The sequence below is a fragment of the Duganella vulcania genome, assembly GCF_009857655.1.
Taxonomy (GTDB): Bacteria; Pseudomonadota; Gammaproteobacteria; order Burkholderiales; family Burkholderiaceae_D; genus Rugamonas; species Rugamonas vulcania.
On the sequence record NZ_WWCX01000001.1, the window covers coordinates 237,039 to 263,153 of the forward strand.

The 26,115-nt window shown below is 59.6% G+C and carries 35 protein-coding genes; 17 read left to right on the forward strand and 18 right to left on the reverse strand.

The annotated features are described in order from the left end of the window. Nucleotides 1-37: 37 nt before the first annotated feature. From GTP90_RS01270 to GTP90_RS01330, 13 genes are all read right to left on the reverse strand, one after another. On the reverse strand, nt 38-868 hold the full coding sequence (locus GTP90_RS01270) for a hypothetical protein (RefSeq protein WP_161081750.1): 831 nt from the start codon (nt 866-868) through the stop codon (nt 38-40). Nucleotides 869-1,103: 235 nt separating this feature from the next. After that, nucleotides 1,104-1,502, reverse strand: coding sequence for a hypothetical protein (locus GTP90_RS01275; RefSeq protein ID WP_161081751.1), 399 nt, complete (start codon nt 1,500-1,502; stop codon nt 1,104-1,106). A gap of 350 nt (nt 1,503-1,852) precedes the next feature. Further along, nucleotides 1,853-2,683 carry a hypothetical protein gene (locus GTP90_RS01280; protein WP_161081752.1) on the reverse strand — a complete coding sequence of 277 codons (831 nt, stop codon included), beginning with the start codon at nt 2,681-2,683 and terminating at the stop codon, nt 1,853-1,855. Further along, nucleotides 2,680-3,033, reverse strand: coding sequence for a hypothetical protein (locus GTP90_RS01285; protein ID WP_161081753.1), 354 nt, complete (start codon nt 3,031-3,033; stop codon nt 2,680-2,682). The genes GTP90_RS01280 and GTP90_RS01285 overlap by 4 nt, the downstream gene beginning before the upstream one ends. A gap of 98 nt (nt 3,034-3,131) precedes the next feature. Then, a complete protein-coding gene (locus GTP90_RS01290) occupies nt 3,132-3,434 on the reverse strand; it encodes a hypothetical protein (protein WP_161081754.1) in 303 nt (100 codons plus the stop codon). A 14-nt stretch (nt 3,435-3,448) separates the two neighbouring features. Further along, nucleotides 3,449-3,598, reverse strand: coding sequence for a hypothetical protein (locus tag GTP90_RS01295; RefSeq protein ID WP_161081755.1), 150 nt, complete (start codon nt 3,596-3,598; stop codon nt 3,449-3,451). A gap of 3 nt (nt 3,599-3,601) precedes the next feature. After that, on the reverse strand, nt 3,602-3,970 hold the full coding sequence (locus tag GTP90_RS01300; protein ID WP_161081756.1) for a hypothetical protein: 369 nt from the start codon (nt 3,968-3,970) through the stop codon (nt 3,602-3,604). Nucleotides 3,971-4,271: 301 nt separating this feature from the next. Next, nucleotides 4,272-5,237 (reverse strand): hypothetical protein, encoded by a 966-nt coding sequence (locus GTP90_RS01305; RefSeq protein ID WP_161081757.1) that lies wholly within the window; start codon nt 5,235-5,237, stop codon nt 4,272-4,274. Nucleotides 5,238-5,426: 189 nt separating this feature from the next. Beyond that, a complete protein-coding gene (gene ssb, locus GTP90_RS01310; protein WP_161081758.1) occupies nt 5,427-5,894 on the reverse strand; it encodes a single-stranded DNA-binding protein in 468 nt (155 codons plus the stop codon). A gap of 83 nt (nt 5,895-5,977) precedes the next feature. Continuing rightward, complete coding sequence (locus GTP90_RS01315) at nt 5,978-6,619, reverse strand: transglutaminase-like domain-containing protein (protein WP_161081759.1); 642 nt, start codon at nt 6,617-6,619, stop codon at nt 5,978-5,980. 347 nt (nt 6,620-6,966) lie between these two features. Then, nucleotides 6,967-7,254 (reverse strand): hypothetical protein, encoded by a 288-nt coding sequence (locus GTP90_RS01320; protein ID WP_161081760.1) that lies wholly within the window; start codon nt 7,252-7,254, stop codon nt 6,967-6,969. 13 nt (nt 7,255-7,267) lie between these two features. Then, complete coding sequence (locus GTP90_RS01325) at nt 7,268-7,486, reverse strand: hypothetical protein (protein ID WP_161081761.1); 219 nt, start codon at nt 7,484-7,486, stop codon at nt 7,268-7,270. A 516-nt stretch (nt 7,487-8,002) separates the two neighbouring features. After that, complete coding sequence (locus GTP90_RS01330) at nt 8,003-9,154, reverse strand: retropepsin-like aspartic protease family protein (protein WP_161081762.1); 1,152 nt, start codon at nt 9,152-9,154, stop codon at nt 8,003-8,005. Nucleotides 9,155-10,028: 874 nt separating this feature from the next. Between GTP90_RS01330 and GTP90_RS01335 the strand changes: the two genes are divergently transcribed. From GTP90_RS01335 to GTP90_RS01380, 12 genes are all read left to right on the forward strand, one after another. Further along, nucleotides 10,029-10,745 (forward strand): hypothetical protein, encoded by a 717-nt coding sequence (locus GTP90_RS01335; protein WP_161081763.1) that lies wholly within the window; start codon nt 10,029-10,031, stop codon nt 10,743-10,745. A 230-nt stretch (nt 10,746-10,975) separates the two neighbouring features. Beyond that, on the forward strand, nt 10,976-11,311 hold the full coding sequence (locus GTP90_RS01340; RefSeq protein ID WP_161081764.1) for a hypothetical protein: 336 nt from the start codon (nt 10,976-10,978) through the stop codon (nt 11,309-11,311). Further along, entirely contained in the window at nt 11,308-11,442 is a 135-nt protein-coding gene (locus GTP90_RS37265) for a hypothetical protein (RefSeq protein ID WP_256369084.1), read from the forward strand. The genes GTP90_RS01340 and GTP90_RS37265 overlap by 4 nt, the downstream gene beginning before the upstream one ends. Nucleotides 11,443-11,459: 17 nt before the next feature. Next, the gene (locus GTP90_RS01345; RefSeq protein ID WP_161081765.1) at nt 11,460-12,002 is read left to right on the forward strand and encodes a hypothetical protein; all 543 of its coding nucleotides are present in this window, start codon (nt 11,460-11,462) and stop codon (nt 12,000-12,002) included. 50 nt (nt 12,003-12,052) lie between these two features. Continuing rightward, nucleotides 12,053-12,307: a hypothetical protein gene (locus GTP90_RS01350; RefSeq protein WP_161081766.1), complete on the forward strand. Its 255-nt coding sequence runs from the start codon at nt 12,053-12,055 to the stop codon at nt 12,305-12,307. Nucleotides 12,308-12,370: 63 nt separating this feature from the next. Continuing rightward, nucleotides 12,371-12,607, forward strand: a complete 237-nt coding sequence (locus GTP90_RS01355) for a helix-turn-helix domain-containing protein (RefSeq protein WP_161081767.1) — start codon at nt 12,371-12,373, stop codon at nt 12,605-12,607. Nucleotides 12,608-12,700: 93 nt separating this feature from the next. Next, nucleotides 12,701-13,459, forward strand: a complete 759-nt coding sequence (locus GTP90_RS01360; protein WP_161081768.1) for a DUF262 domain-containing protein — start codon at nt 12,701-12,703, stop codon at nt 13,457-13,459. Nucleotides 13,460-13,503: 44 nt separating this feature from the next. Next, nucleotides 13,504-13,686 carry a hypothetical protein gene (locus GTP90_RS01365; protein WP_161081769.1) on the forward strand — a complete coding sequence of 61 codons (183 nt, stop codon included), beginning with the start codon at nt 13,504-13,506 and terminating at the stop codon, nt 13,684-13,686. Between the two features lie 3 nt (nt 13,687-13,689). Beyond that, entirely contained in the window at nt 13,690-13,815 is a 126-nt protein-coding gene (locus GTP90_RS37270) for a hypothetical protein (RefSeq protein WP_256369085.1), read from the forward strand. Further along, on the forward strand, nt 13,812-14,210 hold the full coding sequence (locus tag GTP90_RS01370) for a Thoeris anti-defense Tad2 family protein (RefSeq protein ID WP_161081770.1): 399 nt from the start codon (nt 13,812-13,814) through the stop codon (nt 14,208-14,210). The genes GTP90_RS37270 and GTP90_RS01370 overlap by 4 nt, the downstream gene beginning before the upstream one ends. A gap of 151 nt (nt 14,211-14,361) precedes the next feature. Next, the gene (locus GTP90_RS01375; RefSeq protein ID WP_161081771.1) at nt 14,362-14,862 is read left to right on the forward strand and encodes a hypothetical protein; all 501 of its coding nucleotides are present in this window, start codon (nt 14,362-14,364) and stop codon (nt 14,860-14,862) included. Nucleotides 14,863-15,124: 262 nt separating this feature from the next. Next, nucleotides 15,125-15,538 carry a hypothetical protein gene (locus GTP90_RS01380; RefSeq protein WP_161081772.1) on the forward strand — a complete coding sequence of 138 codons (414 nt, stop codon included), beginning with the start codon at nt 15,125-15,127 and terminating at the stop codon, nt 15,536-15,538. 594 nt (nt 15,539-16,132) lie between these two features. On the opposite strand, the gene GTP90_RS37540 is transcribed toward GTP90_RS01380, so the two are convergent. Both GTP90_RS37540 and GTP90_RS01390 read right to left on the reverse strand, forming a co-directional pair. Then, nucleotides 16,133-16,411, reverse strand: coding sequence for a poly-gamma-glutamate hydrolase family protein (locus tag GTP90_RS37540; protein WP_371875010.1), 279 nt, complete (start codon nt 16,409-16,411; stop codon nt 16,133-16,135). A gap of 117 nt (nt 16,412-16,528) precedes the next feature. Next, nucleotides 16,529-19,039 carry a DEAD/DEAH box helicase family protein gene (locus GTP90_RS01390; RefSeq protein WP_161081774.1) on the reverse strand — a complete coding sequence of 837 codons (2,511 nt, stop codon included), beginning with the start codon at nt 19,037-19,039 and terminating at the stop codon, nt 16,529-16,531. Between the two features lie 797 nt (nt 19,040-19,836). Between GTP90_RS01390 and GTP90_RS01395 the strand changes: the two genes are divergently transcribed. The 4 genes from GTP90_RS01395 to GTP90_RS01410 all read left to right on the forward strand — a co-directional run bounded on the left by GTP90_RS01395 (nt 19,837) and on the right by GTP90_RS01410 (nt 22,763). Next, a complete protein-coding gene (locus GTP90_RS01395; protein WP_161081775.1) occupies nt 19,837-20,133 on the forward strand; it encodes a hypothetical protein in 297 nt (98 codons plus the stop codon). 25 nt (nt 20,134-20,158) lie between these two features. Continuing rightward, complete coding sequence (locus GTP90_RS01400) at nt 20,159-20,959, forward strand: alpha/beta fold hydrolase (RefSeq protein ID WP_161081776.1); 801 nt, start codon at nt 20,159-20,161, stop codon at nt 20,957-20,959. A gap of 9 nt (nt 20,960-20,968) precedes the next feature. After that, entirely contained in the window at nt 20,969-22,297 is a 1,329-nt protein-coding gene (locus GTP90_RS01405) for a GGDEF domain-containing protein (RefSeq protein WP_161081777.1), read from the forward strand. A gap of 283 nt (nt 22,298-22,580) precedes the next feature. Continuing rightward, nucleotides 22,581-22,763, forward strand: a complete 183-nt coding sequence (locus tag GTP90_RS01410; RefSeq protein ID WP_161081778.1) for a hypothetical protein — start codon at nt 22,581-22,583, stop codon at nt 22,761-22,763. A 160-nt stretch (nt 22,764-22,923) separates the two neighbouring features. Here GTP90_RS01410 and GTP90_RS01415 read toward each other — a convergent pair whose 3' ends face one another. Beyond that, nucleotides 22,924-23,481: a hypothetical protein gene (locus GTP90_RS01415; protein ID WP_161081779.1), complete on the reverse strand. Its 558-nt coding sequence runs from the start codon at nt 23,479-23,481 to the stop codon at nt 22,924-22,926. Nucleotide 23,482: 1 nt separating this feature from the next. Beyond that, a complete protein-coding gene (locus GTP90_RS01420; protein ID WP_161081780.1) occupies nt 23,483-23,701 on the reverse strand; it encodes a hypothetical protein in 219 nt (72 codons plus the stop codon). Between the two features lie 721 nt (nt 23,702-24,422). Between GTP90_RS01420 and GTP90_RS01425 the strand changes: the two genes are divergently transcribed. Next, a complete protein-coding gene (locus GTP90_RS01425) occupies nt 24,423-24,704 on the forward strand; it encodes a hypothetical protein (protein WP_161081781.1) in 282 nt (93 codons plus the stop codon). A 327-nt stretch (nt 24,705-25,031) separates the two neighbouring features. Here the strand turns inward: GTP90_RS01425 and GTP90_RS01430 are convergent, their stop codons facing one another. Beyond that, on the reverse strand, nt 25,032-26,003 hold the full coding sequence (locus GTP90_RS01430; protein WP_161081782.1) for a diguanylate cyclase: 972 nt from the start codon (nt 26,001-26,003) through the stop codon (nt 25,032-25,034). Between the last annotated feature and the right edge of the window lie 112 nt (nt 26,004-26,115).

Sequence of the window (26,115 nt, forward strand, 5' to 3'; positions counted from 1 at the left end):
CAACCGATTACCACCTTCACATCAGGGACGCGCGCGGTCAGCCTGTGGCGACTTGCAGCGTCTCCTCCAGCCCGAACTCGCGGCGCAGAGCCGCGACTACCCTGCTAGCTCCTTCGACACGCGCCCAGTCCATATTGCCGCCAATCTGGCTGCTTCGGCCCAGAAGTCGGTCCTGGTAGCACTCGGCAAGGGCTTTTCGCACCTTATCGGCCACGCCAACGGCGTGCGCCGGCGAGAACGTGCCCGCGCCGTCCCCAACCAACATGGGATGCAGATTGCCGCCGGCGTCGCCTTCAATTGCGATGCGCAACGCACAGGCGGCCACATCGAGCGCCTCCGCATAGATGTCGCCGTCGCCACGGTATGCCCGGCCTAGTTGCGTCACTTTCCCCATCAGCCCATCGAACATGCGACGGTTCGAGGGGTACTTGCCGCGGCTGCGGGCCACGTTGGCGAGCAGTTCGTCACCGGCCTCCTCCCCATTGACACAGCTGGCATCGACAAGCAGGTTCCGCCGTGCGGCGGCGGCCAGCTGCGGCGCCTCAACTTGCCCGATCCGCGCCTGCAGGTTACGGAGCTCCTTGGCCGCCCAGCGGCGCTCGCAGCCACCCTCCAGCCAGTGAATGACCGGCGTCAGGGAAGGAAATTCCAACGCGCTTGGGGAAATTCCGCCGCGAACACTGGCCTCGCCTGCCAAACTCCCGGATTCGCACCGCCCGGCGGCATAGGTGTGCAGGCCGGACCAATTCCCAACGCCGGCGGAACGCCCATCGCCGCCACGCCGATGATTGCGCGCGTCCTGCTTGAGCCACTGGTTCGCTGCGCGCTTCAACTTCCTGTACGTCCTGCTTGCCACCGTTGCACTCATGATTTCAATCCTATTCGATGGGTAAGGTACCTACCGCCTGCTGCACTTGCGCTTTCAGATCCCACATTTCGGCTTGTGCCTGAAGCTCGCTCCTGGCGGGGCCACGATCACGGCGGTCGGTGGCCACGTGCGACGCTTCCAGGAAGGAGTGGAGCGCCTTTTCGAGGCGTAGTCCTCGATCAGACGCAGCAGCTCCACGCGGGTCACGGTTGCCATCGCAGCAGGCGCTATGCGTTCAATGCAGCGTTGCCGGCACGATGACACCGGTGCCGTCCCCGTTACGTTTCAGCCGCCCCACCTGATCGGGCTGGCCGGGCAGGCTGACGCAATAGTGCTGGGCGCCGTCGTGCCAGTAGAATCGAATTTCAGCCCCGACAGGCAATGTGCCGAGGACGGTGCGTATGGCCGCTGCGACCTCGGTCGATATCGTCCGAGGCTGACTAGCGGCCTTCTGTTCAGCGTCAGAGGCGCGCAGCGCCCGGCCCACGCGAACGTTGGCCAGGGACGCGCGGCGCTCGATACGCTCCTGCCGCGCCTGCAGACGCCCCGGCTCGATCTTGCTGGCCAACGCCTGCCATGCCGCTCGCCAGCGATGGCCCCTTTCGTACTCGTTCAACATTTCATGTCGTGTCATGGCGCTATTGCCTCTATCTGGAATTGCACAAACTGCGACAACCTCACTTCCGGCGCAACGCAGTTGGCGTTCACGTCGCCGCTCGCCAGGCATCACGCTCCGACCTGGCCAGCAATTCACCGACTTGCACCTGGCCCGTATGCCGGGCGGCTCTGGCGATGAATGGCCATGGGGTTCGCCTCCAAAAATGCGGTACCGAAGATACAAATCGTTGCGGTATGGAAGGCGGTTCAGACCAGTTCAGCGTACACAGGTGAAGAGCAAAGTCCAATTCACAGCAAAAACTGACGGCATCTCGCAGCACCCAAAGCGCACATGCCGTCCGCACTGTGCACCAGCATTAGCGATCCTCAAGCTATGCCCATCTCCAGGGTGCGTGCCGCGCCCTCTTTGGCATAGGCCCATTCGTTCATCGCAACCGACGCCGCAACCGCCCCCTCGGCGAAGAGTCTGGCGGCCGCCACTTTGGCTTCCCGCGCCTGTTCAGTGGCCACAGCAGCGAAAGCCAAGGCCCTGTCAGCGCACTGCATGTCCGCCTCGACACTGTCGTCGTCGGCATTGCAACGCATAGGCGCCGGCGCGGGGTGGCGGTATGTGATCTCGGCAATAATGGGACCGATCACTGCCAATACTCCCTGATACCCGATGTCGCGCAACTGCTGGTGGGCGATTTGACGGTCGCTTTCGCAGGCAAAGCTGCGGCCGAATAAGCTGGTCATCGGTGGGGGCACCCGCTTGGTTGCGTCGTAGACGTGCTCAAAAATGACTTCACGCCCACCTTTGACTTCACCTTCGAAGCGTTCCCGCACATCTGGGTCAACGGCGTATGAAATGGCCGAATACAATTCGACCAAAAACTGATCGTTGGCGCGCAGCCAGCGCGCCAGGCCCTCGCATTGGCTGAAAATCTGAGGCGCCTGCGTATGAATGGCCGTCGCGATCTCCACGCTTTCGCTCAACCGCTTGCCTATCCCACCAACGCTGGAGTTCACCACGCGCACAACGACGCCCATACGGCGGCGTAGCTCCATGTATTCCCGGTCCATGGCCCTAAACCGGCCATTGGTATCGGTGGCGCGCAGGATATCTTCGTACATCGCGCAGCGCTTGTAGGTAAAGCGCAAAGTCGCGACCAACAGCGACAACGTCACCACCAGGGCGACTACGAGGTAGGTGTTCATGGTGCCACCTGCTTGCGCGGCGCGGTTGCGGCGTACACTTCCATCCTGGCCAAGGCACTGACGGCGCCCTTCCAGTCGATGGACATGGACTGATAGAATTTGCTGATGACGACGGTCAGCATGGGCGGCACAGGCACAAGCGGATTGGCCAGCAGAGCGACACCCAGCTGGCCGACGATGCGGCCAACTGCCACATCTGGCTCCACGTTGAGGTGCTGGTAGGTCACGCCGCCCACCATGGCGGCGATGAGCACGTTGGTGCAGGCCGATTCGGGGTGCTCGCCGGAGTCATGATGGACGACGTTGAGCAACACGTCACGACCAGCGATTCTTACTTTGGGCATTCCCATGATCTGATTCCTCTTGAGGACAACGGGACAACGCGTCCAACGCTTTCAACGACGAAGCCGCCTCGTGGACGGCGCCAGATCCTTCTTGGCAAGGGCTGCTATTGCTCTCCGCGCCGGCGAGCCAACTCGCCATCCAGCGAAATGCGCCAGCCGGGCAACGGCTCGATGAAATGCGTGGTCGGGCCTGAGTCACGCCGTGACGACACCATCTTCAACTCGCCACGCTCCCAGCGGGCGACATGCTTGGCAACCCAGACATCGCAGCCAACGCTATTGAGCTCTGCCAGCTCCGTGCGAATATATGCGGCACGACGATGCACCATCACGGTGTATCCCAGCGCCAGCAAATTGGCGATGAGCGATACGACAGCCAACAGTAACGATCCAACCTGAATACTCACTGCACTATTCCTCCTTAGAGATCCACCGGATCGACCTGGTAGTAGCCGCGCTTGCCCGCCACCGCGATGGGTCGCGAGCGCAGCGCGTACAGGAGCGTTCGCCACATGATCTCTCCATCGAACCAGAGGCGCACCGCGTTGATCACGTAGACGATGCCGTCCATGGCTCAATGCCGGTCACATGCCGGGCAAAGCCACACCTGTTCTTCCCCATGTCGGTGCAGGACGGCGCTATGCCCGCAACGCTGCGGGCAAGTCTTCGTTTCGACGCAGTGACTGCCCTTGTTCGTGACAGGGACAAACCCTTCACGCTTGACCGCGCGAAAGAACGGCGTGGAAAACGCATCGGAGACAGCGGCGATGGAATTGAAGTGCTCGACGCCGGCCAGGCGCTCAGCGGCGATACTGCCGGCCAGAAGGCCCGCCTCCAGTGCGATATTGTTTAGCCGTTCTGACTGCATGTTGTTCCCTTTGTGACCATCTCGGCCGGATCGTCGCGCGGCCCTTTCAACAAGCGCACCATGAAGGTCGCGCATGCCCCTACCGAGCCACTATGTCGTGCCTGCTTGGCGCAGGGCAGGCAGAAAACACTGCTACCGGGTGGAAGCGATGATAAAGGCGAAGGGATCCGAGTCAATCGATGTCAGAAGCCAGTTTTGGTCACTTCAGCCGAAGAAGGAGGTCACACCCCTTCCTTGGGCGCCTAAAGCTACAGGCAGGCCCGGGCCAGGCTGCGCCCTAGGCTATCCACCCAATCGCACCGGCCGTGGCAAGGCCGCCATTCCGCCACATCAAAGGGCGAGTCGAGCAGGAAGATGACCAAGGCGAGGCCAACCCTCAGGCCGGTTCCAGTGCATCGTCCATTTCGTCCTCGGCGGCCTGGCTGTGGTCGCCCTCATCGTCATCCTCTTCAGACGACACGCCAAAGCCTATCGGCGCGGTGCGTGGTTTATCGTCGTACACGGACACAAACTTCTCCAACACGCACAGCTGGCCACGCACCCGAACCAGGAGGCCACGGCAGTCGCCGCGCTCCTTGGCGCCTTTGTCAAAAGCTTGGATCAGGGATTTGTAGTTGAAGGTGTCGCCCTGCCATTGAACGGCTGGCACGATCGAATAGGCCAAGCACTGTGCATAGTCCTTACACCAGTGGGCCCCCTTGTTGACATACTCGCGCGCGCCCACCTTGAAGGTCCGAACGCTGGCGATTTTCTCGCCCGACTCGGCAATGGCATTGGCGCAGTACGCGGGCTCCCACACCAGCTGGTCGCAGTAAATGGCTTCGAAGGCATCCCGATAGCCATCCAGGAAGTGGGTATCTCGATCGAAGGCAAAGAAGACGGCGCTGCTGCCTGGACGCTTGTACCAGTGGGCGACGACGCTACCAATTCCTTCGTAGTACAGGCCGGCGCTGGTTTCGTCTGCCGTGTCGGTCACCTTGCATTCGACGCCCTTGCTGTTGGTGGCCGCCTTGTTCTTGCAATACGCGATGAATTCCAGGACCAGTTCGTCGCCGCACTGGGCGCGCCTGCTGCGTAAGGTGTAGCCCTGGTCCTTTTCATCGATCTTCTTGCGCCTGGACATCTGGTCGGCATGTTCCGCCAGCGCGGCACCTAGCGTCAGTTGGAAGATTGCGTGCTCAATGCCCTGCAGCTGTGCCAGGAAGCTGCGGGCCCGGCCAAAGCGTTCTGCGAATTCCGTTTCGGTGTACGCCTTATCACACCAGGTCCCCTCCGGCATGGCACCCAGCACCGGCGCGGCGTCGCTGAAGTCAAATCCGAATTGTTCCGTCTGGCCCATCATGGCTCCTCCCACAAGATTTACTTGAAGACAGGTTAACAACGAGCAGGGACAGTTTCAATTTCCCGCAGGTTATCGAACTCAAGCTGCTCGGTCGCTTCGTATGACGCCCGGACGATACGATGGTGAACGAGGTCGTCGCTGGCTCGCTGCCCTCAGTCCAACTGAAGGCGCGCCTTTGCCAACAAACGCTCATTCATCCCATGCCGATTCAACGGCCCGCCCTTCGTCGGCGCTATGCACGAACGGACGGGGAGCGGGCGCCGGACGTCGGGCCGAGGGCGTGGGCTGGGGCTGCGCGGGAGGCTCATCGGCAGGCGCATCCTGACTGTGGCCCAGCATCTGCATCTCCTGCCCAATGATTTCGGTGACATACTTCTCAACACCGTCCTTGTCGGTAAATTTTCGCGTCTGCAGGCGACCCTCCACGTAGACGCAGGAGCCTTTCTTGAGGTAAAGGTCCACGATCTCGGCCAAGCGGCCAAAGAAGCAGATCCGATGCCATTCCGTATGCTCGGCCTGAGCGCCGGTGTTGCGATCTTTGGACATGTAGGAGGTAGCCACGGAGATGGTGGCCACCGCCTCCCCCCCGGTCATGTACCGCACCGAGGGTGCTTGGCCGAGATTCCCAACGATCGTTACGCGATTTACGGAAGCCATATTGGTCTCCTATGAATGTTCGGGGCGCAAACGGCGGTGCCGCGCCCCATGGGTGTTTGCGGCGGCCGCCGATCGAGGTCGAATTACGCTGCCAGCAAGGCAGCCGCGACGTGGTTGGAGCTCAACGCCTGGGCACTCGGATGGTTGAAGATGATGGTGAGGAGATCCAATTCCTCAGGATCGACCGGCGGCACGCCGGCCATGATGACTGCCTGCAGGCCCGGCACGTGTTCGTAGTAGAACATGCCCACGTCGGCTTGTAATACCGTGTGCAGCGTCTGAACCTGGTCGCGATGCTCAGCCAGCTGCAACGGAGCCCACTGAAGGTCCGTCTTGCCGCCATCGATCATGTCCAGCGCGGTGGCTTTGACCACGAACTGGTATGCCGTGGCATCGAATATAACTGGACCAACTTCGACCCAGGCATGGAACGGATGCGCGTTTTTCCCTTGCTGAGCCATGTCGTTACCCGGTGCATGGACGATGACGTCGCCGTCACCGGGCCCGACGCGCCATGCGGCGTAGCCAACTTTCACTTCGGCAGCAAAGCCCGCGCTTTTCAGCAGCGCTTGCGCCAGCACGGCGTGGCGCAGGCTGTCGACGCCGATTTTGCTGCCGCTGGCCAAAAACATGCGGCGCAGTGCAGTGGCGATCTGTGCGTAGGGAGGCGCCTGCACAGGGCTGGGCGCGGCGGAGGTTGCCAGTTGATGGGTTGCTGGTTTCATGATGCGCTCCTCAGGGTGGTCAGTGAGAACAGACTACGCTTAGGAGTACCGCAATTCCAATTATGGCAACGGCTCGATCACGACATGGGAGCAGGTTGGGACAGCAGCTTGAGGCCCGCATCAACTTCTTGGCCACGCGGTCGGTGCAGTGGATCGCCAGCAAGGCCGCTACCGGGCGCCCGGTCGCAGCCTTCATCGAGCCGACAAGGAATGCTTCAACGGCGGATGCCTTGCCTCACGACGCCCTTTGCCGCATGCTTGCACCCCTACCCAAAATACGGCGCCAGCGGTAACACCTTGGCGCTGCATCTCAAGGGATTTGTCGCACCATCGTGCAATTTCGCCGGTCAGGTCGTGACGGCCGCGCGTGCTGCGCTGACTGCGGCGCGGATTTCTCGGTCGGCCGCGTTGTGACCAGTTTCCCGCACATGGGGCACTACATCGCGCAAAAGATTGCGGATCACTTCTTCGAGTTGTTTGACTCGGCCGGCGTCACCAGCTGGCGCCGCATCCAGGTCTTCATTCACGCCCAGGTCTTCGTTCGCCTCGACGGCACGCTTCGCTTGCACCAGCGTACAGCCGTGAGTCGCCTGGTACGCGCGAATGCGCTTCACATACAGGTCTTGGTCGATCATATCGTTGCCCTTGCTATTTGGCCGCCAACGGTGGGGCCGATTCCATGTCGTCCGTCCGCAGGTTCCGAGTATAGTTCAATGCAGCCGTGATCCGGCGTGCCATCTCGTACCGCTCCTCTTCAGTCATCTTGTAGCTGTAGGCGGTCGTTGCGACGCCGCCGTCGACATCCGCAAATCGAATCCCCCAGCCCTGGTAACCGCTGCTCTGCGCGTAGGTGCGTCCCTTAAACATTGCCACCCCCAGTACGCTGGAGACTGGTCTCAGCGCGCAGCGCTGATTCTGGGCCGCGGACCAGGATGTGCCAAGGAGCGTGACGTTTGTCCTCGACCTCGACACCTTTCGCAGCCAAATCTGCGATGAGGGCTTTGCTCACCAGATGGGCGCCGGTAACCAGTAGCATTCGGGTCTCACTTTCGTTCTAAGGTTTGGCAGACGGCGGAGAACGCCGGGAACTGAAGAAAGCTTACCGAACCGCCCTCGGATTCTCCAATTGTGGCAGTGCTGCGGCCGCCAACCTACCGACGCAGTGGTGATCGCCCGGGCAACTGCGCTTCTACACCACCTTGGGCCGGCGCAAAATGACCCTGTTTTCGGGAGACTTAGTAAGGACAGGGCGCGGCGCATAGCGCGCCGACCGCGCGCCAGGTACAGCCGCGGCATCTAAGCCGCCAGGAGCCACACTTCACTTTGCCCCAGGCAGGCAACGACGATGGTTCCGGTCCGCCGCGCGCGGGCAACTCGCTACCGTCACGGCGCGAATTCCGACTCATCTTCCAGGGTGCTAAGCCAAGTCAAGCAGGCCTTCAGGGACCAAATAATGTACGCGACATGGAGAAGAAGTGTGAAAAGCGCGCCCACCAGCATGGTTTTGGCGTGGCGCCGGACCACGGCCAAATCCGCAGCGCTTGCCTCCTGGGCCGGCGGCACCTCCAGCCAAGGAACGATCGGGGCGAAGGCAATATCGGACCGGCTGCCGTCCACGTCGTCCGTGGCATTCTCAAGCGGGGTAATTCGCACAGAAGCGCCGTGCCGGACCAGCTGGAACAGCCGCAATACGCTCATCCCAAGTATGGGTTCAGTCGTACCCGGCACCACGGCGACATCGACGTCGCTCAACCGGTAGGGGCCAAAGCGCAAGTCTCTGGCAACGGCAGCGCAACCGGTCACTGAACCGGCTGGGGTGATGTACCGCGCCGCGCGCGCACAGCGCATGCCGGCCTGCGTCGCCACGTTCGGTGGCAGGGTTACAGCTGGGGTGCCAGTGTCGATCACGAAGGTCATAGGCTGGCCATTGATTGCCCCTGCGCTCACGATGCCAGCGCTCGTGCCCAGAAGGTCCAGCGCAAGCGCTTCGTGCGGCGCCGCCGGGTCATACCGATACAGGGCAGCGATGGCGTCCGCGTTACTCTCGGCGCCAATGGATAGTTCGTTGATCCCGTCTGGTTTTACCGTTACGCCATCGGGCAGGGTCAAGTGCTGGCCAGCGACGAAGCCCTGCGACAGACTGCACCAGGTACGCCCGGACAGGATCGCGACCCCATAGTGGGCCGCGCGGACGCGGATGCTGGCGCTGTCAGCTGGGGCAACAACAACCACTTGCGCCAGGTCATGCAACGCCGAGTCGCCCAGCACCATCACCACCAAGTCGCTGCGCTCGTTTTTGACAGTCAACGTGCCCAGCGTGGCCTCGTAGCCAATCTTACCAGGGCTCAGGATGGACGTCGTACCAGCCGGTGGCGCCGGGGCGCACGCTGGCGCTGCCGCCGCAGGTGACGATGCGCCGACAGGCGCTTGGACGGACCAATCCGCCTTGACGGTGCGGTACCCCGCCAGCTCCAGCCGGAAGAGCAAAACGTTCGCTACCACAAACACCGCGACCTGGAATGCCCGCTTGTACATCAGGCTACCCGTAGCGACAGCGGCGCTCCCAGCTGGAAGTACTTCGCAGGCAGCGCCGGGCGACGCCATGCAAGCGCATGGGCATCTGGCATCGCCTGCCCTGGCCAATGCGCCGAGCTGAAACGGCGAACGAGGCCGACGCGCCGGGCGCAGGCAGCGTTACCGATCGAGAGCAGGATCAGGCCACGAAGCGGGCGACAGGCGGTGCGCGGCAATAGGTAAAGCAGACATGGCGGCATGGTGATTCCAGACAAACTCCCGGGATGTGGGGCACGCCCCACTGACAGGCCCTCATTGAAGCACGTCACGACATCCTCGACTACTGCGCGCCCGTGCTGGCGCCACAAATTGATCCCGCGCGCTCGACCTGGAATCATGGTCGCATCTGAACCAAAACGTGCTTGCCGATGCTTCCGCGGACCAGTCATGGTCGGGAATTGACACGGGAAATCATTGTGATAACATCAATACTTTCTACCGGTGCTCAGCACCAGGCAAGCTGCCCGCCACCGATCATCGAAAGCGCAGCAAGTTGTCTACGCGTTTTTCCTGTCGGACTTCATCCGTCTTTCTCGCTTATCCCTACAGGCATTCCATGCCAACCTCAACCCGTTCAGTTTCATCTGACACGGCTATTCCCCGTCCGTTGCTTTGACGGGACCGGGACCATTCCACCACTGACGCGGCCACTGCACGGCCACAAGAACGGCCGCAGGCCACTGCGTCAATTTTTACAAGGAGCTCAAGCAACTCAATCGATCGACCTCGCATCACCCCACCAATGACCGCCAAACGACGGTCGTCTCATTTCAACTCTGCGGACACCGCCACCTGATGTGGCAGGCACATCCGCTTTCTATCTATGGAGTCAAGCATGTTTACTGAAGCCACCAACGCATCGCGCGCCAAATGGGCACAAGCCGCACTGGACACCTTCGCATCGCAAACCAATATGGACAAAGCGGGCGAAGAGACCGGCACCATCCTGGGTGATCTGTTGGCTAACCTGATGCATCTGAGCCATCAACAGGGCCTGGACTTCTCCGTCCTCCTCGACACGGCTCGCGGGAATTTCGAGACCGAACTGACGGAGGAAGACAAGGAACTGCCTGCATGGGCACTGCTGGCGGCACCTGGCGAGAAAAAAGCCGTCAACCCCGACGGCCCGCGCGAAACGCAAACCTGCAATGCCGCCGCGAAAGCACCGCCGACGCCTCCCGCCAAGGAGATCGTCATCCGCGTGGACGCCGACTACGTACCCGACGACGGCGACGCCTTTGAAGCCGTACAGTGTGCCCTGGAGCATTTCAGCATCCCAACGGTCATGATCGAGCGCACGATCGCACCCGCGCGCGTTGTCATCGGCTTGGAAGGTGGTGTCATCCAAGGCGCCACCGCCAGCGTGCCAACCGAGTTCCTGGTCTACGACTACGACGTCCAGGACGCAGCGACCGACGAAGTCGCGGTTCGTCCGGCGCTGGATGGCAAGACAGTAGCAGTACTCAAGTCGACCAGCCGGGACGCCGTCGTGGATGCAGCAGCGGTCACCATCGTCTTTGACGCCGCCGCTACTGCTGAAGCGGCAGCTTAAACGAGCAACACCAGCAGTTGAACTTGCTACGCTCAGTAGTGCCTGGGCCAACAGCAGTCGCCATAGGCCCGGACGCCTCCCTTGCGGAGACCCCGGGCCTTTTTTATTTGCCATGCCAGCGTTTCCATCTGACTGCCGTTTCTTGTGATACGCACATTTGTGCGTATAATTAGCTTCATAAATAAGGCTCTATCCGGCACAAAACAAACACACCTACAAGGAGTGCTTCAATGTTCATCAATGTGACCCAGCTCGTGGAAGAAACCGAACACGAAGAGGATGCGCAGGTCGCGGGTGTCTACGCGGTGCACTTCGAATGCGACGTTGCAGGGCTTGCCATCGGCGAGTTGGTCGGCCGGGCGCTCGACATTTTCCATGCGCACCAAGGCATCGAATCACTGGACGACTTTGATATCTGTGTCTTGGACGACGACCACAACATCCTCAATCAAACCGAGGAATACGAGGATGGCTCGCACGCGGACGACGGCATGGTCGAAAAAGTCAGCGGCGAGCCAATCAAAGTTCAGCCCGCTACCAACAGTGCGGCGCGGAACCGATCGTGAAGAACCCGAAGGCGCGCCACTGGTCTGTCGCGTGCTCAGCGAACAGCGAACTCATTGGTGATCGCCAGGTGGCCGGCCAGCCACTGTTCTCCAAGCGTGACGCCAGCGGCGTGTGGAACAAACTCTCTTAAGCGCAAGGATCTCAACCATGAAGCAGTTGCCGAATTTGTGCACCCAAATGCGCAGGAAACTGGTCCAGCGCAAGATTTTGAACCTTGGCACCGGGGTATCGAGCGACGAAGGGCAAGAATGGCGTACGGAGCCTTGCAACGTGCCGATGTTCACGGACGAGGAGCGTCAACGCGGAACATGTGCGAGCTGCGCAAGCGGCTGGACGCATGCGCACAACTTTGCCCTGAAAACGCCACGGAACAAGACCGAGCGCTTCCTGCTGTCGTTTCAAAGCGTGCCACTGCGGCAGGAACACCGCAACTACAACGACCAGACACCGGCGTTGCGGGACCTAGGCATGGCGCCAAGCATCGCAACGGCGCTGATCCGTTGGGGGGAAACAGAATGCCTGGTATGCAAGTTTGAAAATGCCCGCGGACACGGCCCAAATGCCTACTCGTGGCAGCCCGCCTTTCTCAAGGCGGCGTTCCACCAGCATATCGAAATGTTTGGCGAGGTGGGCAAAGGTGATCTCACCCCTCTGATGCAAGCCTACGCGGACGAATTCGTGGCAAGGTAAGATGGCGATTCTCAGTGCCACGCAGCCTAACGCCTTCAGGGGAGACGACGATGAGCACTGCAAAATGGATCAAACCCAGTGAGCGTCTGCCGACGTTCGAGGACGGTCCGCGCCGCTTTAGCAAAAAAGTGGAGGTCGAAGTGCGCTGCGCGGCCGGCGTGCAACGGCGCAACTGCTTTGTCGGCGGCGGTTTTGACGACGACGATTTCTTTGGCATGAAAGTGATCGCGTGGCGACCCGTGGCCTCGTCTGGCCAAAGCGGCCCCGATGTCCTGGCGCCACAGCCACGATCAGCATCCGTATAACCGATTACCCGCGCCAGCGAGGCGCCCGTAGCTGGCCGGTCGCCAGTAGGAGTAGTACAGGAGATGGTGCGCAAACCGACAGCAGAACAGATCAAGGCCGCGCGCGAAGCGGCTGGACTTACCCAGAGCGTGTGCGCTGAGATGTTCGGCTACAAACTACGATCTTGGCAAGCGAAGGAAGATCCAGGTGCAGGCAACCGAGGCTTGAGCGCCGGCGAGTATGCCTACCTGCAGCTGCTGGCAGACCAGCACCCAAGCTACACCTTGGCACCCAAGCACACAGGAAAGCAATCCCGTTAGATATTCCATTACGCACGTATGAGCGTACAATCGTGCGTATAAGTGAACTGAAAGAGAACGTTCACACACCTCTACCGAAGGAACACAAAGCACATGCGAATCGAACAATCTTCAGGTTTTTTGCTGGACTTTGTCCGCCACGTCGGCGACGGCCGGGTTCTGCCGGCGGCGATGCAGCGTCCCTACGTCTGGACCAAGCAAGACGTCGAAGCCATGTGCGACTCCATTATGAGCGGCTTCCCGATCGGCAGCTTCCTGCTTTGGCAGCCGGAACAAAAGTTCGACCTGGCCACCATCGCAAAACATCGACTGGGCCCGATCCATGCAGCGTCAGATGCCGAGGCACAAGGGCGCCCGCACTACCTCTTGCTGGACGGCCAAAATCGCCTCGCCACCATCGCATGGATGATGCTGCGCGACGACGACCCGCTACCGAATGACCCGTCGGAGGCGGAAGCGCAAACGTGGCTCAGTGGCGAGCGCCTGGTACTCGATGGTGTCAGCCGGTCGGTCAAGTTCGTACCGGCGGACGAGGCGGCAACGGGGTTGCGCGTCCCGGCCTGGACCCTGGTGTCCAATTCGCGGATCGGACACGCCGACGCCAACCAGCTCGTACGTAACCGCTCGAACGGTCCGTGGCTGCAACAGTTTCCCGAGTCAGAAATCGAAGACTTCTGGCGTCTTTGGGACAGCGCGCGGGACCGTTTCAAGGATACGCGCACGTCGCAAACGGTGATCCAGGACGCGTCGCCGGACGAAGCGCGGCACGCCTTCATCCGGATCTGCAAGGTTGGCGTCCCGATGTCGGTCGACGATTTCGATTCGGCCATCGGCTGGCATCATGCGGCCTGAGAGGCACATGCATTTTACCCAGAGCCATCACAACGGAGAATAGTGTGAAACCATACACCCCAGCTTCCAACATTGGCAGGACGATCGGCGGAGAGGACATTCATCACCGCACCGCCGATCAACCACGCCAGGCGGCAAAGGCCTCGGCCAAGCCTGCCAAGCACGCCGCACGTCAACAGGGCCAGCGCGAGGCCGGCGCCTGGTCTACCACCAGCTCAAAGGACTAGACGATGCGCATCCAGCTGAACAGTGGCAAGTTCTGCCGCAACGAGCACGGCGAAGGCCATTTGCCGGCGAGCGGCCCGGCCATGGGCGACCTGGACATGGTCGCGAAAGTGAACGGAGCAGCCAAATGAAGACCCTGGCCGATTCGTTTGCGAACCTCGACAAGTGTGGCGCCCCGTTTCAGGCCGCGATCGCGGCACTCGATTCCGGACGCGACGTGCGCCGCGCCAGCTGGCCCGAAGGCATGTTCCTGCGCCTGGAGAAAAACGGCTTGGTGGCGATTTATCGCCGGGGACGATTTAGCGTGGTGAGCTGGTCGGGTAGGGACCAACACGATCATTTTGCTGGCGACTGGCAGGTCCTGAGCGGCCAGGTATGCCCCGCTTGCGACGGGTCTGGCAACTTCGACAATGGTAGCGAGTCGGGCGAGGACTGCTTAAATTGCGACGCAACCGGGCGCGTACTGACCGAAGTTCCCCCTTCAAAATGGCTGGGCGACCCAACAAAGGCCACCAAACCGGCATGATACCCTGCGCCAGGGCACAGCAATCCTGGCAGCGCGCCCGATTGGGAACTGCTTTGCGCAGGACCTCCCATCACCGGCCGGCGCGTTCGATTTGCCCAGTCGGCGACGGCGCCCCAGCCACGATCAAAGCCAACTTTTGAGGAAGCGACAAATGAACGACGAAGTGCGCGCGCGGCAAGGCCTGATGACCGTATCACTTGTGGAGCAACTGGTGACAGAGTCCCTGGGTGCCGTGCCAGTACTGGCCATCGTGGGTCGCTGCCGTAGCGGTAAGACCTGGGCGACGACCGATTGGGTGAAGGGCAGAAAGGACGCTACGGAACACGTCGCCTACGTCGACTGCAAGGGCATTGGATTTGGCACGCCTGGCCTTCTTGCTTTCCATGGCGTGGAGCGCGACCTGACCGCCGGGCACTACCCGAAGTTCGCACTCGACGGCGTTGATATCGTCGTGGTCGATGAGCCGGGCTGCAACCCGGACTTCGTCCAATCGCTTTTGTCGATTACTTCCCCACAGGCTGGCGCCGCCGGCCACCGGCTGGTGATCCTGCTGCTGCAAAGTACGCACTTCCTGAGTGAGCTTGGGCTCAGCCCCAAAATGGTTCGGTGCTACAGCACGGCAGGCCTGCCGCTGCAGTTCGCCAAGGGCTAGACGGGTGGACTACACTCGGCGTCCGCCGGACGTAGCATCGCACATCGCACATCGCCGGCACCGCCCCGCCCGGGCCGGCCTGGATGGCGGGCGACGGCAAGATCGACGATCTGCCCTCAGATGCGATCCCGCGCTCGTATCTGGACTTTGCCATCACCAATGGCATGATGGGTGAAACGTTCCAGCGGACGCACGAGCTGGGCAGGCCGGCCCCAAGCATGTTGCCGGTTCCCTACTACCCCCCATCTGCCGAGGGAATTCCATGCAAGCTGAACTGCTACCGATGACCAGTTCGACACTTTTCGACGCGGCCGCGCCAGCGCGCAATTCGCGGTTGTCGCAATACTTCACCCCTGGCTGGGCCGCCGAGATGCTGGTGGAACGACATCTGGCGGGGCTCTCTCCCGGCAGCCTCGTGATCGAGCCGGCCGCGGGTGACGGCTCGTTCCTGGCGGCCATCCCCTCGTCGCTGGCCGCCATCGGCGTGGAAATTGACCCGGCAATGGCAATCTTGGCGCGAGCCAATTCCGGACGCGAAGTCATCGAGGGGGATTTTCGTACTGCTGTCCTGCCAGAGCGGGCGGACGCGATCATCGGCAATCCGCCGTTCGAAGCCGACCTGATCAGCCAGTTTCTCGACCGGAGTTGGCATCTGCTCGAGGAAGGCCTAGAGTAACAATTAATGCGGATAATTCTCTCTAGAGCAGGGGGCAATAAATGACAAACAAATTTATATGTGGATATTTGTGCCAATTAACTTTGAGAACTAACCAATTTGGTCATCGCAAATTTCAAATCGGACAGATCAAGTAAATTCGTATAAACCGTTTATAGGATAAATCATGCAGCACATTGGCAATTTGAGTGTACACCAAACAGAGCACCAGGCCGTTTTTCATGAAAATTTCCCAGGGGAATTAGTGGAAATTATGCGTGGCGTATAATTCCTTAGCGACAACATTTCCACTCCTGCTGAAAATTCCCCAAGGGACACTGCAACTCTGTTCCGCCACACTCAACTTTGCTGAAGCCGGCACAGCCGAAGTAGACCGCCAGGCGCCGCACTGTCTTTAATAGACATTAGTAATGGTTTTTTTCTTGGCTAGAAAACCAAGTTGGATAATTTTTTTCCAATTGTGGATTTTTTAGATAATTCATAGGAATTTGTGGCTAACAAAAAAGTCGACCACAAGACGAGCAAGTCCGCCACACAGCAAAAAAGTCCACCACAAGTCATCGCGCAGAAGACTTAGAGCTAAATGCTGCTTCTTTACCGGCTGACAAGCCTGGCCCTTCCGCTATTCTCATGCGGCTGGTAGTTCACCGGAGGGCGGCGGCGCGGAAGATATGCAAATATAGCCATGTATAGCCTCAGGGACTTATACGTGGCTATACATTCGTCAAGGCAGTGAAAGTGAACGCCGCTAGGGCTATGGCTATTACCTTGGATCGCGCAGCCCTCGAAAACGTAAAGCGCATGATCTTCCGCCGCAGCCGCGGCTACGATGCAGGACATGTGAGTTTCGATCTTGCCACCATGCGGTGCCACGATGACGCCCTACTTTCACCACAACGCGGAAGTCTTTGCCTACCACCTCATGGGCGGACAGATCCAGAAAATTAGCACGTGTGTCTGTCATTTGCGCCGTTCTCTAGCTAAGCAGCTTCAGGATTCCGTGGTCTTGAACGCTTGCAGATAACTGACCACCAACCTGTCCGCCGCCAGTGTCGACTTCTCTAGAAGCTGCGCGCAATATCCCTCCAGCGAAGACGCAGGCAGCTGGGATTCACAGAGATCGGAGATAAGAGATCGGGCATCAGCTACCATTAGCGCGAGCTTATCAAGCGTCAGCGCACAAGATAGCTCGGCTGCGGCGGCTCTGGTCGCATAGGCATTCGGCACAATCCCTACTCTAATTGCTACGTGCCCGGGGTAATTTTGAGTGAACCACTGCTCGGCAACCAAAAGCTGCCCATGCTCGCCCTTGTTGTAAGGGTTGTCCTCTTTTTTACGGGTTTTTGCCTCGATGATCAGACCCTGCTTATTTGGCAGCAACCAGAGCAAATCTGGACCGACGCCGGCGTCGTCATGCCGGGAAGCAGTGAAGCCAAGTATACGTCCCAGATTTGCCATGGCCTGCTCAAATTGATTAGCGGATGCATCAGGATGTAGATTGGCGACTATATCCTCAAACTGCGACAGGTATGCCCTGCGGAACCGGTAAGCGCGGAACGAGGCGACGATGGAGTGTGTTTGAATACCAGGAAGCGGTAATAAACGGCTGGCTTCTACTTTCTTGGGCCGGAGCATGTTTGCATTTGCAGCGTAGGCGCTGCGCTGCAACTCTTCCGATCGCTCTGCATTGCCCCAGTCATCGGCGACACGGGCGGCAAGCTGTAGTACCCATCCACGGGTTTGTTCATCCAAGCTTGGCAGCTCCGACGCCTTTAGCAGACGGCTAATTGCCTTTTCATGATTCCCGGAAGCCCAAAGGTCAATAGATTTGCGCTCCAGCGCAGCCAGTTCAAGATGAGACTCATCGGCGTCGATCTCCTCGACCAATTCTGCCAACATCTCGGCATGATATTGCTGCCAGACTGGCTCGCGATCGATGCAGCGCATAGCGGTCTGAAAGAACTCCTCTCGGGTCGTGACGGCTTTGCTGATGTCGATGCCGATGGTGAGCTGGGCCTGAGTGGCGCTAGTCAGGAAGGCGAAGTTTGCGTCCTTGCCGATCCAGGCCGACAACGCGGTACCCACGATTAGCACCACGCAATGGTCACCTGCACCGCGGGCGCCACGACCTATGCCCTGCTCGATTCGCTGGGCCAGCATGCGGTTGAAACTAGCACCACCATACACCGCTGCGGCACGGTACTTCTCGAATTCGGAGGTGCCGGTTGGCAGCCCGCTTAACACTAATAGGCGACATGCGTCGCCAGGCAGGTCAATGCCGTCGTAGCGATTGGCGAGCGCAAAGGGACCGAACGTCGAGCCTTCCTGCAGGCTCCGCACAATCTGCTGAACGTCAGCTGGCTTCTCGGCTACGGTGGCGACCGACTTCCATTCCTCGGCAATCTTGCCGGACGGGGCAAGGAAGACTACGCCCTTTCGCGATGAAGACAGGCTCCTGGCCAATTCCTCGACCGCAATGCGAGTGTTCATTTTGAACGGCATGATTTCGGGACAAAGGATAAGCCGTTCACTGATGCCAGCAAGCGAACGCGAGCGCAGCGGTTTTTTGACCAGTTGGAGGTCGGCAGCGAATGTGCGGATCAGGTCGCTGTCGTCAGCGATGGTCGCAGACATATAGATGCGCCGCGGGCAGTCCGCGAACGTCGGGAAAGCGTTTGGAAATGGCAGAATCGGGGTGATGCTGAAATTGGTAGAGCTGACAAAGGCGTGGCACATCAGCAACCGGTCGCGTACTAAAGGCCATTGATAGGTATAGGCGTCCAAGGAGCGCCGTAACAACTGCTCGACGGCCTGTATCCGTTCGCGCCAAGCTGGATATGGAACTTCAAGGACTGCCGTTTCCCGTCCAGCCACAATGTCGTCAAACGTGCCTGACTTACCTGCATCGCGAAACGCTTGGCGGAACAGGTCGCACATTTCCCGATACCGCTCGGTGTCGTGACGCGAGGAGATATCGAGCGTGAATGAGTCCCGTACCAAGGGGAACGATGAGTGCGCGTCGTCCAGAATGATGGCACCGGCCATGACCGGATTCGCACTCCCCTGCACGCCAAACTTGCTACGGCCATGGAATAAGGCCTTGTAGGTTCCCACCATGATCGCCTTGGCATTAGCGAAGTCTTCATGAAGGGGGCCGCCGCCAGTCTCATACTGCACAGCTGGGATGCCAAACTGGGCAGCTCGCTCCAATGTCTGTTCGACCAGTTGGGTTGTCGGAGCGAGGTACAGCACGGGTAATTTCAGTTCATTTAAAGTTGACTGCGCCATCAGCAGACCAACCAAGGTCTTGCCACCGCCAGTATGTAACTTGACGATCGTATCCTTGACATTGCGGTTATCGTACCATTGCTTCAGGACTTCGGCCTGGCTTGAATATAGGTCATTGAATCCTGCCGGTTTCGGTAGCCTGCGAAGGATTTCATGCGGATCAATGGGAAGCGGTTTTGCTTTTGCTGCGCGCAATGCGTTGAGATCGACCATGGCGGATTGGAAATGGATGTGGTGAAGGTGATCACGTTAGCGCATGTCAATAGCGCCAATTCTCCCCATTTATCACCTCGGTGGCTTTTTCTTGAACTGGAGGGCGTCAGGCCTGCTTGAAAAAATTGTCATCATGGCATGCTGTAAAGATTTACACTTCTCTTGAAGACCACGGTCGATATTCTGCCTGTTGTCTGCGGGACGATATGACTAGGCTAGGCAGCGTATGATCGAGACGAAAAGGACTCAATGCTACCGAAATTGACACAAGAACTACGGAGGCTTGTCAAAACACTGCAAGAAAACCCTGGAGGCAGAAGGCAGGCGCGGGCTGATCGTGATTCTAATGCTGGTGTGGACGTGGCCTATTGTGGAGATTATCGCGTTCTTGCTCGCCCGCGGGCAATAGGACGAGTTGTGCGATCTCGACGCCACCAAAAAAGGAAGGTTGCCATTGCCGTGGATGAGCTGTAATAGCTCAGACTTTATCTAACGCTGGTTGTCACATCGGTTGTATGCGGTCGTTGTTCCACATCATTTCAAGGAGCGTTCTTGGCATAGCCAACGGCCGCCGCATCGCGGCGATCGAAGATCGGCGATGTCCTTGCGCGGGCGTTGGATCGCGCCGGCGCGGTGCCGGTGCAGAGAATTATGAAGTGGTACGCAGCAAAGAGGCCAGCGATGGCAAGGCGCCCCCAAAAAATCTAAGTTTTGTCCAACATTACGCACTCTAACAAGAGGCGTTCGAACGCAAGCGCCAGGAGATACTGACCTGGTCCGGCGACGAGGATCCGTGCGTGCGCGTGTTTGCCGCTTGGCTTATCGAAAGCCTCGACCGGTTCATCAATCGGGAGCGTCAGCGCGCGGACGAAGGCATAGAGTTGCGCAAGTACAGATACAGAAGCATCTTCAAACCATCCCTTGGTGCGTCATCAGTGCTGCGCAAACCTTTACTGCTGGTTATGATAGCCACGCGAGAATGTCCTGAACAAAACAATTGGCTATCTGTCGTGCATTCGATGCAATTTGCGCTGGGAAACTACATACAATTAGTCCAAAATAGGAAAGGACTCCAAGCAACAGTTTTTAAATGAAAAACTTGATAGGAATTCATAGCACATGAGTATCGCCAAACGTCTTCAGGCTTCTTGGAGTGGCGTCGGGGACCGCGTGCTGGTGCTGAGTCACGGGTTTGGTTCGGATCAAACGTCTTGGGACTACATCCGTCCTACCTTAGATCCCCACTTTCGCGTGTTGTCATATAGCCTAGCCGGTTGTGGTGACGCTGGCGTCAGTAGCTATGATGCAGAGCTGCATGGCACTTTGTTTGGATACGCCGATGACTTGCTGGCGCTGATCGATGAACTGAGATTGCGCGAGGTCAGTTATGTCGGCCATTCGGTTAGCGGTATGATCGGCATGATCGCTGCCGCCGCTCGGCCTGAGTTGTTCGCCCGCTTGGTGCTTTTACAGCCCTCTCCGCGCTACCTGAACGATGCCGCGACGGGGTATGCTGGCGGCTTTGAACAGCTCGACCTAGATGCGCTGTATGCCGCTATGAAGACCAATTACCAAAGCTGGGCAGCCGGCTTCGTTCCCATGGTGATGGGCGTGGACGACCGACACGTACTGGCGCGTTTCAGTACGACCCTGTTCAAGATGCGGCCCGACATTGCGCTCGACATTTTGCGCATGATTTTCCAGAGCGATCACCGCGACTTGGTACCGCGTGTGACCACGCCAGTCCATCTCATCCACAGCCGCAAGGATGTCGCGGTGCCGCTCGCCGTAGCTGATTGGTTGCGCGTCCAGTTGCCCCACAGCGTATCGGAGATCCTAGAGTTGGAAGGTCACCTGCCCCATCTGACCCAGCCAGCAATAGTAGCGACTAGTGTGCAACGTCATCTATTGGCGGACTGAGCGCGCCTCATGACCGTCGATCTGCACTCCAAGGCCCTGGTGGCCCTCCTCACTCTGGCCCGCCAACTGACACAGGCCGCTATGACAGCGGCTATGGTGCAGCGGACACCGGGGACGATGGTGCCGTTTCGCAGCGAGCCTCCGTTAGGCTTGCGGCGCACCATAGCGTGGCGCTGGGCTTTCCAGCAGAAGGCGGCCGGCTGGTATCGCATTCCCCTTGGCGACCTGCCTAGCTTGGTGAAGATAGGCCTGCCGTTCGTACCGGCGGCGGCGGTGTATCTGGATTGTGCAGACTGGGGCGAGCGGGCGATTGGAGGCGTGCTGTTGTTGTGGGATGATGCGCACGCCAGCCACGCAGCCGCCTTTGAAGCGCAGGCGAATCATCCGGCCCTTCTATTGCGGCCGCTATTTGCGCGCTTGCTGGAAGAGCGTCACCTGAGAATGCAAGGGCAGGAATCGGATGCGCAGTTTGATCACATCTTCAATAGTGTGCCGCATGGCATCGTAGTGGTGGCTGGACATGGCGCCCATGCTAAGGTGAACCTTGCCGCAGCGCGGCTGCTGCGGCTGATGGACGGCGCGGTGGATCTGGATATGCTAGCCGAAGCAATGCGATTGACGCGAGCGCGCTGCGCGAACGCGGCGCAACTCGATGCGGCCTATGAGGTTCTGCGGCATGAATTCGATGCCAAGGTTGAGGTAGATTGGGAACTTGACGATCAGGTCTGGAAAGTCGACACCCACCCTATCCTAGACAGCGCAGATAACGGGCGCGTCTGGTTGTTTCAGGATATTACCGCGCAGGTTCGACTGGAGCAGATGTTGCGTCGCGAAGCCGCCCACGATCTGCTCACAGGGCTGTTCAATCGCCGCGCTTTCTTTGACAAAGCTCAGGTCCACTATCTGGCGCATGCGAGGGATGCAGACGCGCCGCAGTGCATGGCACTACTAATGTTTGATATCGACCACTTCAAAAGCATTAATGACAGTTTTGGTCATCTGACGGGCGACGCGGTACTGCAAGAGATTGCTGATCGCGCGCAGACCGCGTTGCGCGATAGCGATCTGCTGGCGCGCTACGGTGGCGAGGAGTTCATTGCCCTGTTGCCTCAGACCAGTGCGGCCGATGCGCTCGCTGCCGCCGAGCGGTTGTGCCAAGTAGTGCGAGCCGGGCCGGTGCAGGTCGAAGGACTCGCCATTGAGGTCCGAATCAGTGTCGGACTGACGATGTGGCGGGGGGCGAGCGAAAAGCTGGCCAGTACCATCGCACGCGCCGATGGCCAGCTCTATCGTGCGAAGCGAGAAGGGCGCGATCGTGTCGCCGATGATGTCGGCTAGCGGCCGGGCGCCACGCACCACAAAAATCTGCGCAACAATTTTTCCGACGAGCGGGCGCAGTATCGGCATCACACCTTGGCGTCAATATTTGGACTGGATGTTGCGTGAGAACAGGCGCCCCCCAATGAGTAAGACCGGGGATGTCCAAGGGGGCGTCGACGTCAATCAGCAAGTATCAGATATTGCCGTCTACGCCGAACTTGCCTCAACCGAAGGAAAGCTTTGCTCAGCTCAGGATTAGAAATCCGAATTTCACCTCGGTCCGGCCCGCCAAGAGCGGCCCATGTCGCACAGAGAACGTGTGGTCGGCAACAGCCCGTCAATGCTGAGCATACTGATGGTTTCGCGGGGACAAGACATCAGGTTAGTCAGGCTCGGTGAACCGTCGCTTGCGTCGACGCTCAATGCCACCAGCTGCGCCCGCGATGTCGATGCGCGTGTCGATAAGGTGCCGGGCAAAGATTGATGCAACCAACCTTGGCGGCAAACCCATTCGGATGGCAGTGCGCAACCCTGCATCGACTCCGAACGCCGCGCGTGTCAGCAGGGCCAGAGAAACTTTCTCTGCGACGCTATAGTTAGTTCGTCGGCTCAATTTCATCGCCCTTCCGCAAGGTGCACCACCGCTATGAACGGGCGACACGGCCCAGCCTCATGCTGGCGCGGATCACGCATCGGCGCTCGTCCTCGGCCAGTTCCTTGATCATGTCCAGCACATATTGCCTGATGCCGGCATGGCAGCGCAAGGGCGCCTTCCCCGTACCATTGCAAAGCGCGCACACCTTGCCCGACATGTTGGGAGTGCCCAGGACCTGCTGATGCTGGCGCTTGGTGCAAACTTGGCATGGGCTGTTGAGCCAACGGTTGAGCGAGAGCGAAGCAATCTTGGCGATGTCCACTGCACTCTCGCCCGGCGTCCGGCCATCAGGCCAGCCACGCCGGATGGCCTTGGTCGACACAATCCAAGTCCACTTCGCCAAGAGGCGCCGGTAGATGGCTGGACTGTTGACATACTTCGTGCGCAGCAGCAGGCCACCGTAACTGTCTGGCGCGCCGGGCCGGAGGAAAGGGGCCAGCGCGTTGGCTTTGTGGCGATGTGCGTTCGACTTCAAATCGCACAACAGGACCGCACCGGAATAGTGGTGCGCCAGACTTATTGCCAACGACGTGTAGGGCGCCTCCACTTTATGCCACCTGGGGCGCGAGCTGCACGTCCACGTTAGCGAGCAGACCGTAGCTCTGCACCGGGGGGGGCATGCCATCCTCGCACAACTGCTTCGACATCGCCTCCATGACGGCGGCAGTTTGCCCCAGCGCCGGGGCGCACGCGATGTCGCGGATTGATATGTGAATGGCTGCATACTTGGCCGGTCGGCCTGCCTCCAGCTGTCGGGCGTCTTGCATGGTATCTTCCCTAGTGGTGCCGTGACCACGGCGATAGCGTCCGTCACGGATCAAACGATGTGGGCCGGCACCCAACGAGCTGCCAGCACGTGTCATTTCTGTTCATCTGGCCTCAATCGGCGCTTGGGCGCCGGCCTGTCACCGTCGTTCACTTCCGTCACTACCTGCATCCGCGATACGCCACCAGCACGTCCGCACAACCATGATCCACTATCAGCAACGACCACATGAAACAGCCGTTGGCTTGGGGTGAGGTCACAATGCCCCTCTGGTTGGCGTATACGCGGTTGCCGTACTTCGAGTCGCGCCCCCACTGCCGCCGCTGCCACCGCGCGTTTCCGTGATGCGCAGTCGCCGTTCTCGTTGTCTGACTTGGCATTCTGATTATGGACGTCGTTCGAAGCCATCCCAATTGGCCACAATGGGTGTGCTGCATTCGCTTCTCATATGCCGCTCGAACCAGGTCGGCCTTTTCAAGCCTACCGGCGCGGTCATTCTCAAGCAGCATTCATGCGGTGCCCACCGATCACGAAGCGTACTTCCGGTACAAAAAAAAAGTCAAGTTTCTGAAGAATTTTATTGGTATTTCGGGCCGGACCTAGTGACCGAGCTTTGATGGCCTTGGCCGGCCTCAGAAGGTGCCATGCCCCTCTACGACAGCCCAACACAGCGCTCTTCCTCGTTCTAGGGGTAGTCCGACGCATGTCGTAGATGTATGTGTGTGTGGGTGCTGCACTTCGCCGCACTCATCTTCGAGTCCTTGACCTGTCTGCCCTTCGCCCTCAACCTCACACGGCACATCAGCCTCACCACCCAGCCAGATGCGGATTTTCTGTCCATCGCGCGCTGTTTGCTGCCTGGCCAAGCGTGGAGAATGGCGCTCAATAAGGTGATCGTTCGGGTGGCCGCTCTCGGCCCCGAACTTGGAGAACTCTGCGAGCGCAAGACGAAGGAGATCAACAGCGCCTACGACCAAGCCATGGCCGAACGCAGCACCACTTGATGCAGGAGGCGCTGTTCCCGAATTGATGTGTCGAGAGTGACCGATATAGGTCGGCATTGCGGCTATCACTGCGATAACCATGTCTCTGAGTTTCCACTTGCCGTAGATGGAATGTAGAAGTCCAGTTAGCGGGTTCCTTGCCCAAGCGATTTTCAAACGCGGCACGCAGTTCGGCAAGGCCGTCGTTGGTATTTTCGGTAGTGGCACCCGGTTCAGGCTACTGCGTGAATCCGTGCAGCATTGGGATGAGTTCGTCAAGCAAGTTCTGACTGGCGATTAACGCGGGCACTGGGGCTGGCCATGCAAACGGCCAACCCTTTTCCAGCGTCATGGTCCCGTGTTAGCCGGCGTCGACAACGTGGTACCGCAGGCCCGCGCGCGGCCGCTGTTTTTGGCCAAGTAGAGTTGTTTATCGGCGCATTGGATCAGCGTTTCGGGCGGTAGCTCGTGCTGGGGGACGGTGCTGGCCACACCGAGGCTGATCGTGACATGGCCGCCCAGTTCCGAACCGGCATGTTCGAGGCCCAGGGTGGCGACGGCCTGGCCTAGCGCTTGGGCAATGTTCAGCGCGCCGTCAAGCGTCGTTGCCGGCAGCAAGCAGACGAATTCCTCGCCGCCATAGCGCGCGACCAGGTCATATGGGCGGTTCAGCGCCAATTTCAGGGCGCCGGCGATGCGCCGCAGGCAATCATCACCGGCCAGGTGCCCATACTGGTCGTTGTAGCGCTTGAAAAAGTCCACGTCCACCATCACCAGCGACAGTGGCTGGAGGTGGCGCGCATCGTGGCGCCATTCCCTGGCCAGCCGTTCGTCGAAATAGCGCCGGTTGGCCACCCCGGTCAGGCCATCCACGAACGCCATCTCGCGCAGCCGGTCGGACTGCAGTTTCAGTGTCAAGTGGACCCGCACCCGATTGCGCAAGGTGAGCGGATTCACGGGCTTGGCGACGAAATCGACGCCGCCCGCCTCCCAGCAGGCGTTCTCATGCTCCGGCTTGTCGCCGGTCGTGACAAAAATGACGGGGATGTCGCGTGTGGCCGCCATCTGCTTCAACTGGCGGCACGCTTCCAGTCCATCCATGTCCGGCATCATCACGTCCATCAGCACCAGGTCTGGCGGGGAAAGCCGGCAAAATTCGATGGCCTGGCGACCGCTGGTGGCCATGAAGACCTGGTAGTTGCCCGCGAAGATCTGATGCATGGCGTGGATGTTGATCGGCTGGTCATCCACGATGAGCAGCCGCGGCATCGGTGTATGGTCGCCGGACGCGAACGGCAGGGGGGCGGGCGGGAGGGTCATGGGTGGGCGGCGGTGGCAAGCGAACGGGCACGACAGCATATTGCATCATTTTGGCGACATCGAACAGTGCCAACCGCCGTCCATCGCGCCGGTTTGCTCTTCAGGTCACGGC

Coding starts and splice junctions, on each gene's coding strand:
- GTP90_RS01330 (WP_161081762.1), bottom strand. CDS start 9,154: ATGTACAAGCGGGCATTCCAGGTCGCGGTGTTTGTGGTAGCGAACGTT.
- GTP90_RS01295 (WP_161081755.1), bottom strand. CDS start 3,598: ATGGACGGCATCGTCTACGTGATCAACGCGGTGCGCCTCTGGTTCGAT.
- GTP90_RS01315 (WP_161081759.1), bottom strand. CDS start 6,619: ATGAAACCAGCAACCCATCAACTGGCAACCTCCGCCGCGCCCAGCCCT.
- GTP90_RS01420 (WP_161081780.1), bottom strand. CDS start 23,701: ATGCAAGACGCCCGACAGCTGGAGGCAGGCCGACCGGCCAAGTATGCA.
- GTP90_RS01375 (WP_161081771.1), top strand. CDS start 14,362: ATGAACGACGAAGTGCGCGCGCGGCAAGGCCTGATGACCGTATCACTT.
- GTP90_RS01355 (WP_161081767.1), top strand. CDS start 12,371: ATGGTGCGCAAACCGACAGCAGAACAGATCAAGGCCGCGCGCGAAGCG.
- GTP90_RS01370 (WP_161081770.1), top strand. CDS start 13,812: ATGAAGACCCTGGCCGATTCGTTTGCGAACCTCGACAAGTGTGGCGCC.
- GTP90_RS01410 (WP_161081778.1), top strand. CDS start 22,581: ATGTCGCACAGAGAACGTGTGGTCGGCAACAGCCCGTCAATGCTGAGC.
- GTP90_RS37270 (WP_256369085.1), top strand. CDS start 13,690: ATGCGCATCCAGCTGAACAGTGGCAAGTTCTGCCGCAACGAGCACGGC.
- GTP90_RS01340 (WP_161081764.1), top strand. CDS start 10,976: ATGTTCATCAATGTGACCCAGCTCGTGGAAGAAACCGAACACGAAGAG.
- GTP90_RS01280 (WP_161081752.1), bottom strand. CDS start 2,683: ATGAACACCTACCTCGTAGTCGCCCTGGTGGTGACGTTGTCGCTGTTG.
- GTP90_RS01305 (WP_161081757.1), bottom strand. CDS start 5,237: ATGATGGGCCAGACGGAACAATTCGGATTTGACTTCAGCGACGCCGCG.
- GTP90_RS01270 (WP_161081750.1), bottom strand. CDS start 868: ATGAGTGCAACGGTGGCAAGCAGGACGTACAGGAAGTTGAAGCGCGCA.
- GTP90_RS01360 (WP_161081768.1), top strand. CDS start 12,701: ATGCGAATCGAACAATCTTCAGGTTTTTTGCTGGACTTTGTCCGCCAC.
- GTP90_RS01430 (WP_161081782.1), bottom strand. CDS start 26,003: ATGACCCTCCCGCCCGCCCCCCTGCCGTTCGCGTCCGGCGACCATACA.
- GTP90_RS01275 (WP_161081751.1), bottom strand. CDS start 1,502: ATGACACGACATGAAATGTTGAACGAGTACGAAAGGGGCCATCGCTGG.
- ssb (WP_161081758.1), bottom strand. CDS start 5,894: ATGGCTTCCGTAAATCGCGTAACGATCGTTGGGAATCTCGGCCAAGCA.
- GTP90_RS01325 (WP_161081761.1), bottom strand. CDS start 7,486: ATGTTTAAGGGACGCACCTACGCGCAGAGCAGCGGTTACCAGGGCTGG.
- GTP90_RS01400 (WP_161081776.1), top strand. CDS start 20,159: ATGAGTATCGCCAAACGTCTTCAGGCTTCTTGGAGTGGCGTCGGGGAC.
- GTP90_RS01350 (WP_161081766.1), top strand. CDS start 12,053: ATGAGCACTGCAAAATGGATCAAACCCAGTGAGCGTCTGCCGACGTTC.
- GTP90_RS01390 (WP_161081774.1), bottom strand. CDS start 19,039: ATGGTCGATCTCAACGCATTGCGCGCAGCAAAAGCAAAACCGCTTCCC.
- GTP90_RS01345 (WP_161081765.1), top strand. CDS start 11,460: ATGAAGCAGTTGCCGAATTTGTGCACCCAAATGCGCAGGAAACTGGTC.
- GTP90_RS01405 (WP_161081777.1), top strand. CDS start 20,969: ATGACCGTCGATCTGCACTCCAAGGCCCTGGTGGCCCTCCTCACTCTG.
- GTP90_RS01320 (WP_161081760.1), bottom strand. CDS start 7,254: ATGATCGACCAAGACCTGTATGTGAAGCGCATTCGCGCGTACCAGGCG.
- GTP90_RS01285 (WP_161081753.1), bottom strand. CDS start 3,033: ATGGGAATGCCCAAAGTAAGAATCGCTGGTCGTGACGTGTTGCTCAAC.
- GTP90_RS01380 (WP_161081772.1), top strand. CDS start 15,125: ATGCAAGCTGAACTGCTACCGATGACCAGTTCGACACTTTTCGACGCG.
- GTP90_RS01335 (WP_161081763.1), top strand. CDS start 10,029: ATGTTTACTGAAGCCACCAACGCATCGCGCGCCAAATGGGCACAAGCC.
- GTP90_RS01300 (WP_161081756.1), bottom strand. CDS start 3,970: ATGCGCGACCTTCATGGTGCGCTTGTTGAAAGGGCCGCGCGACGATCC.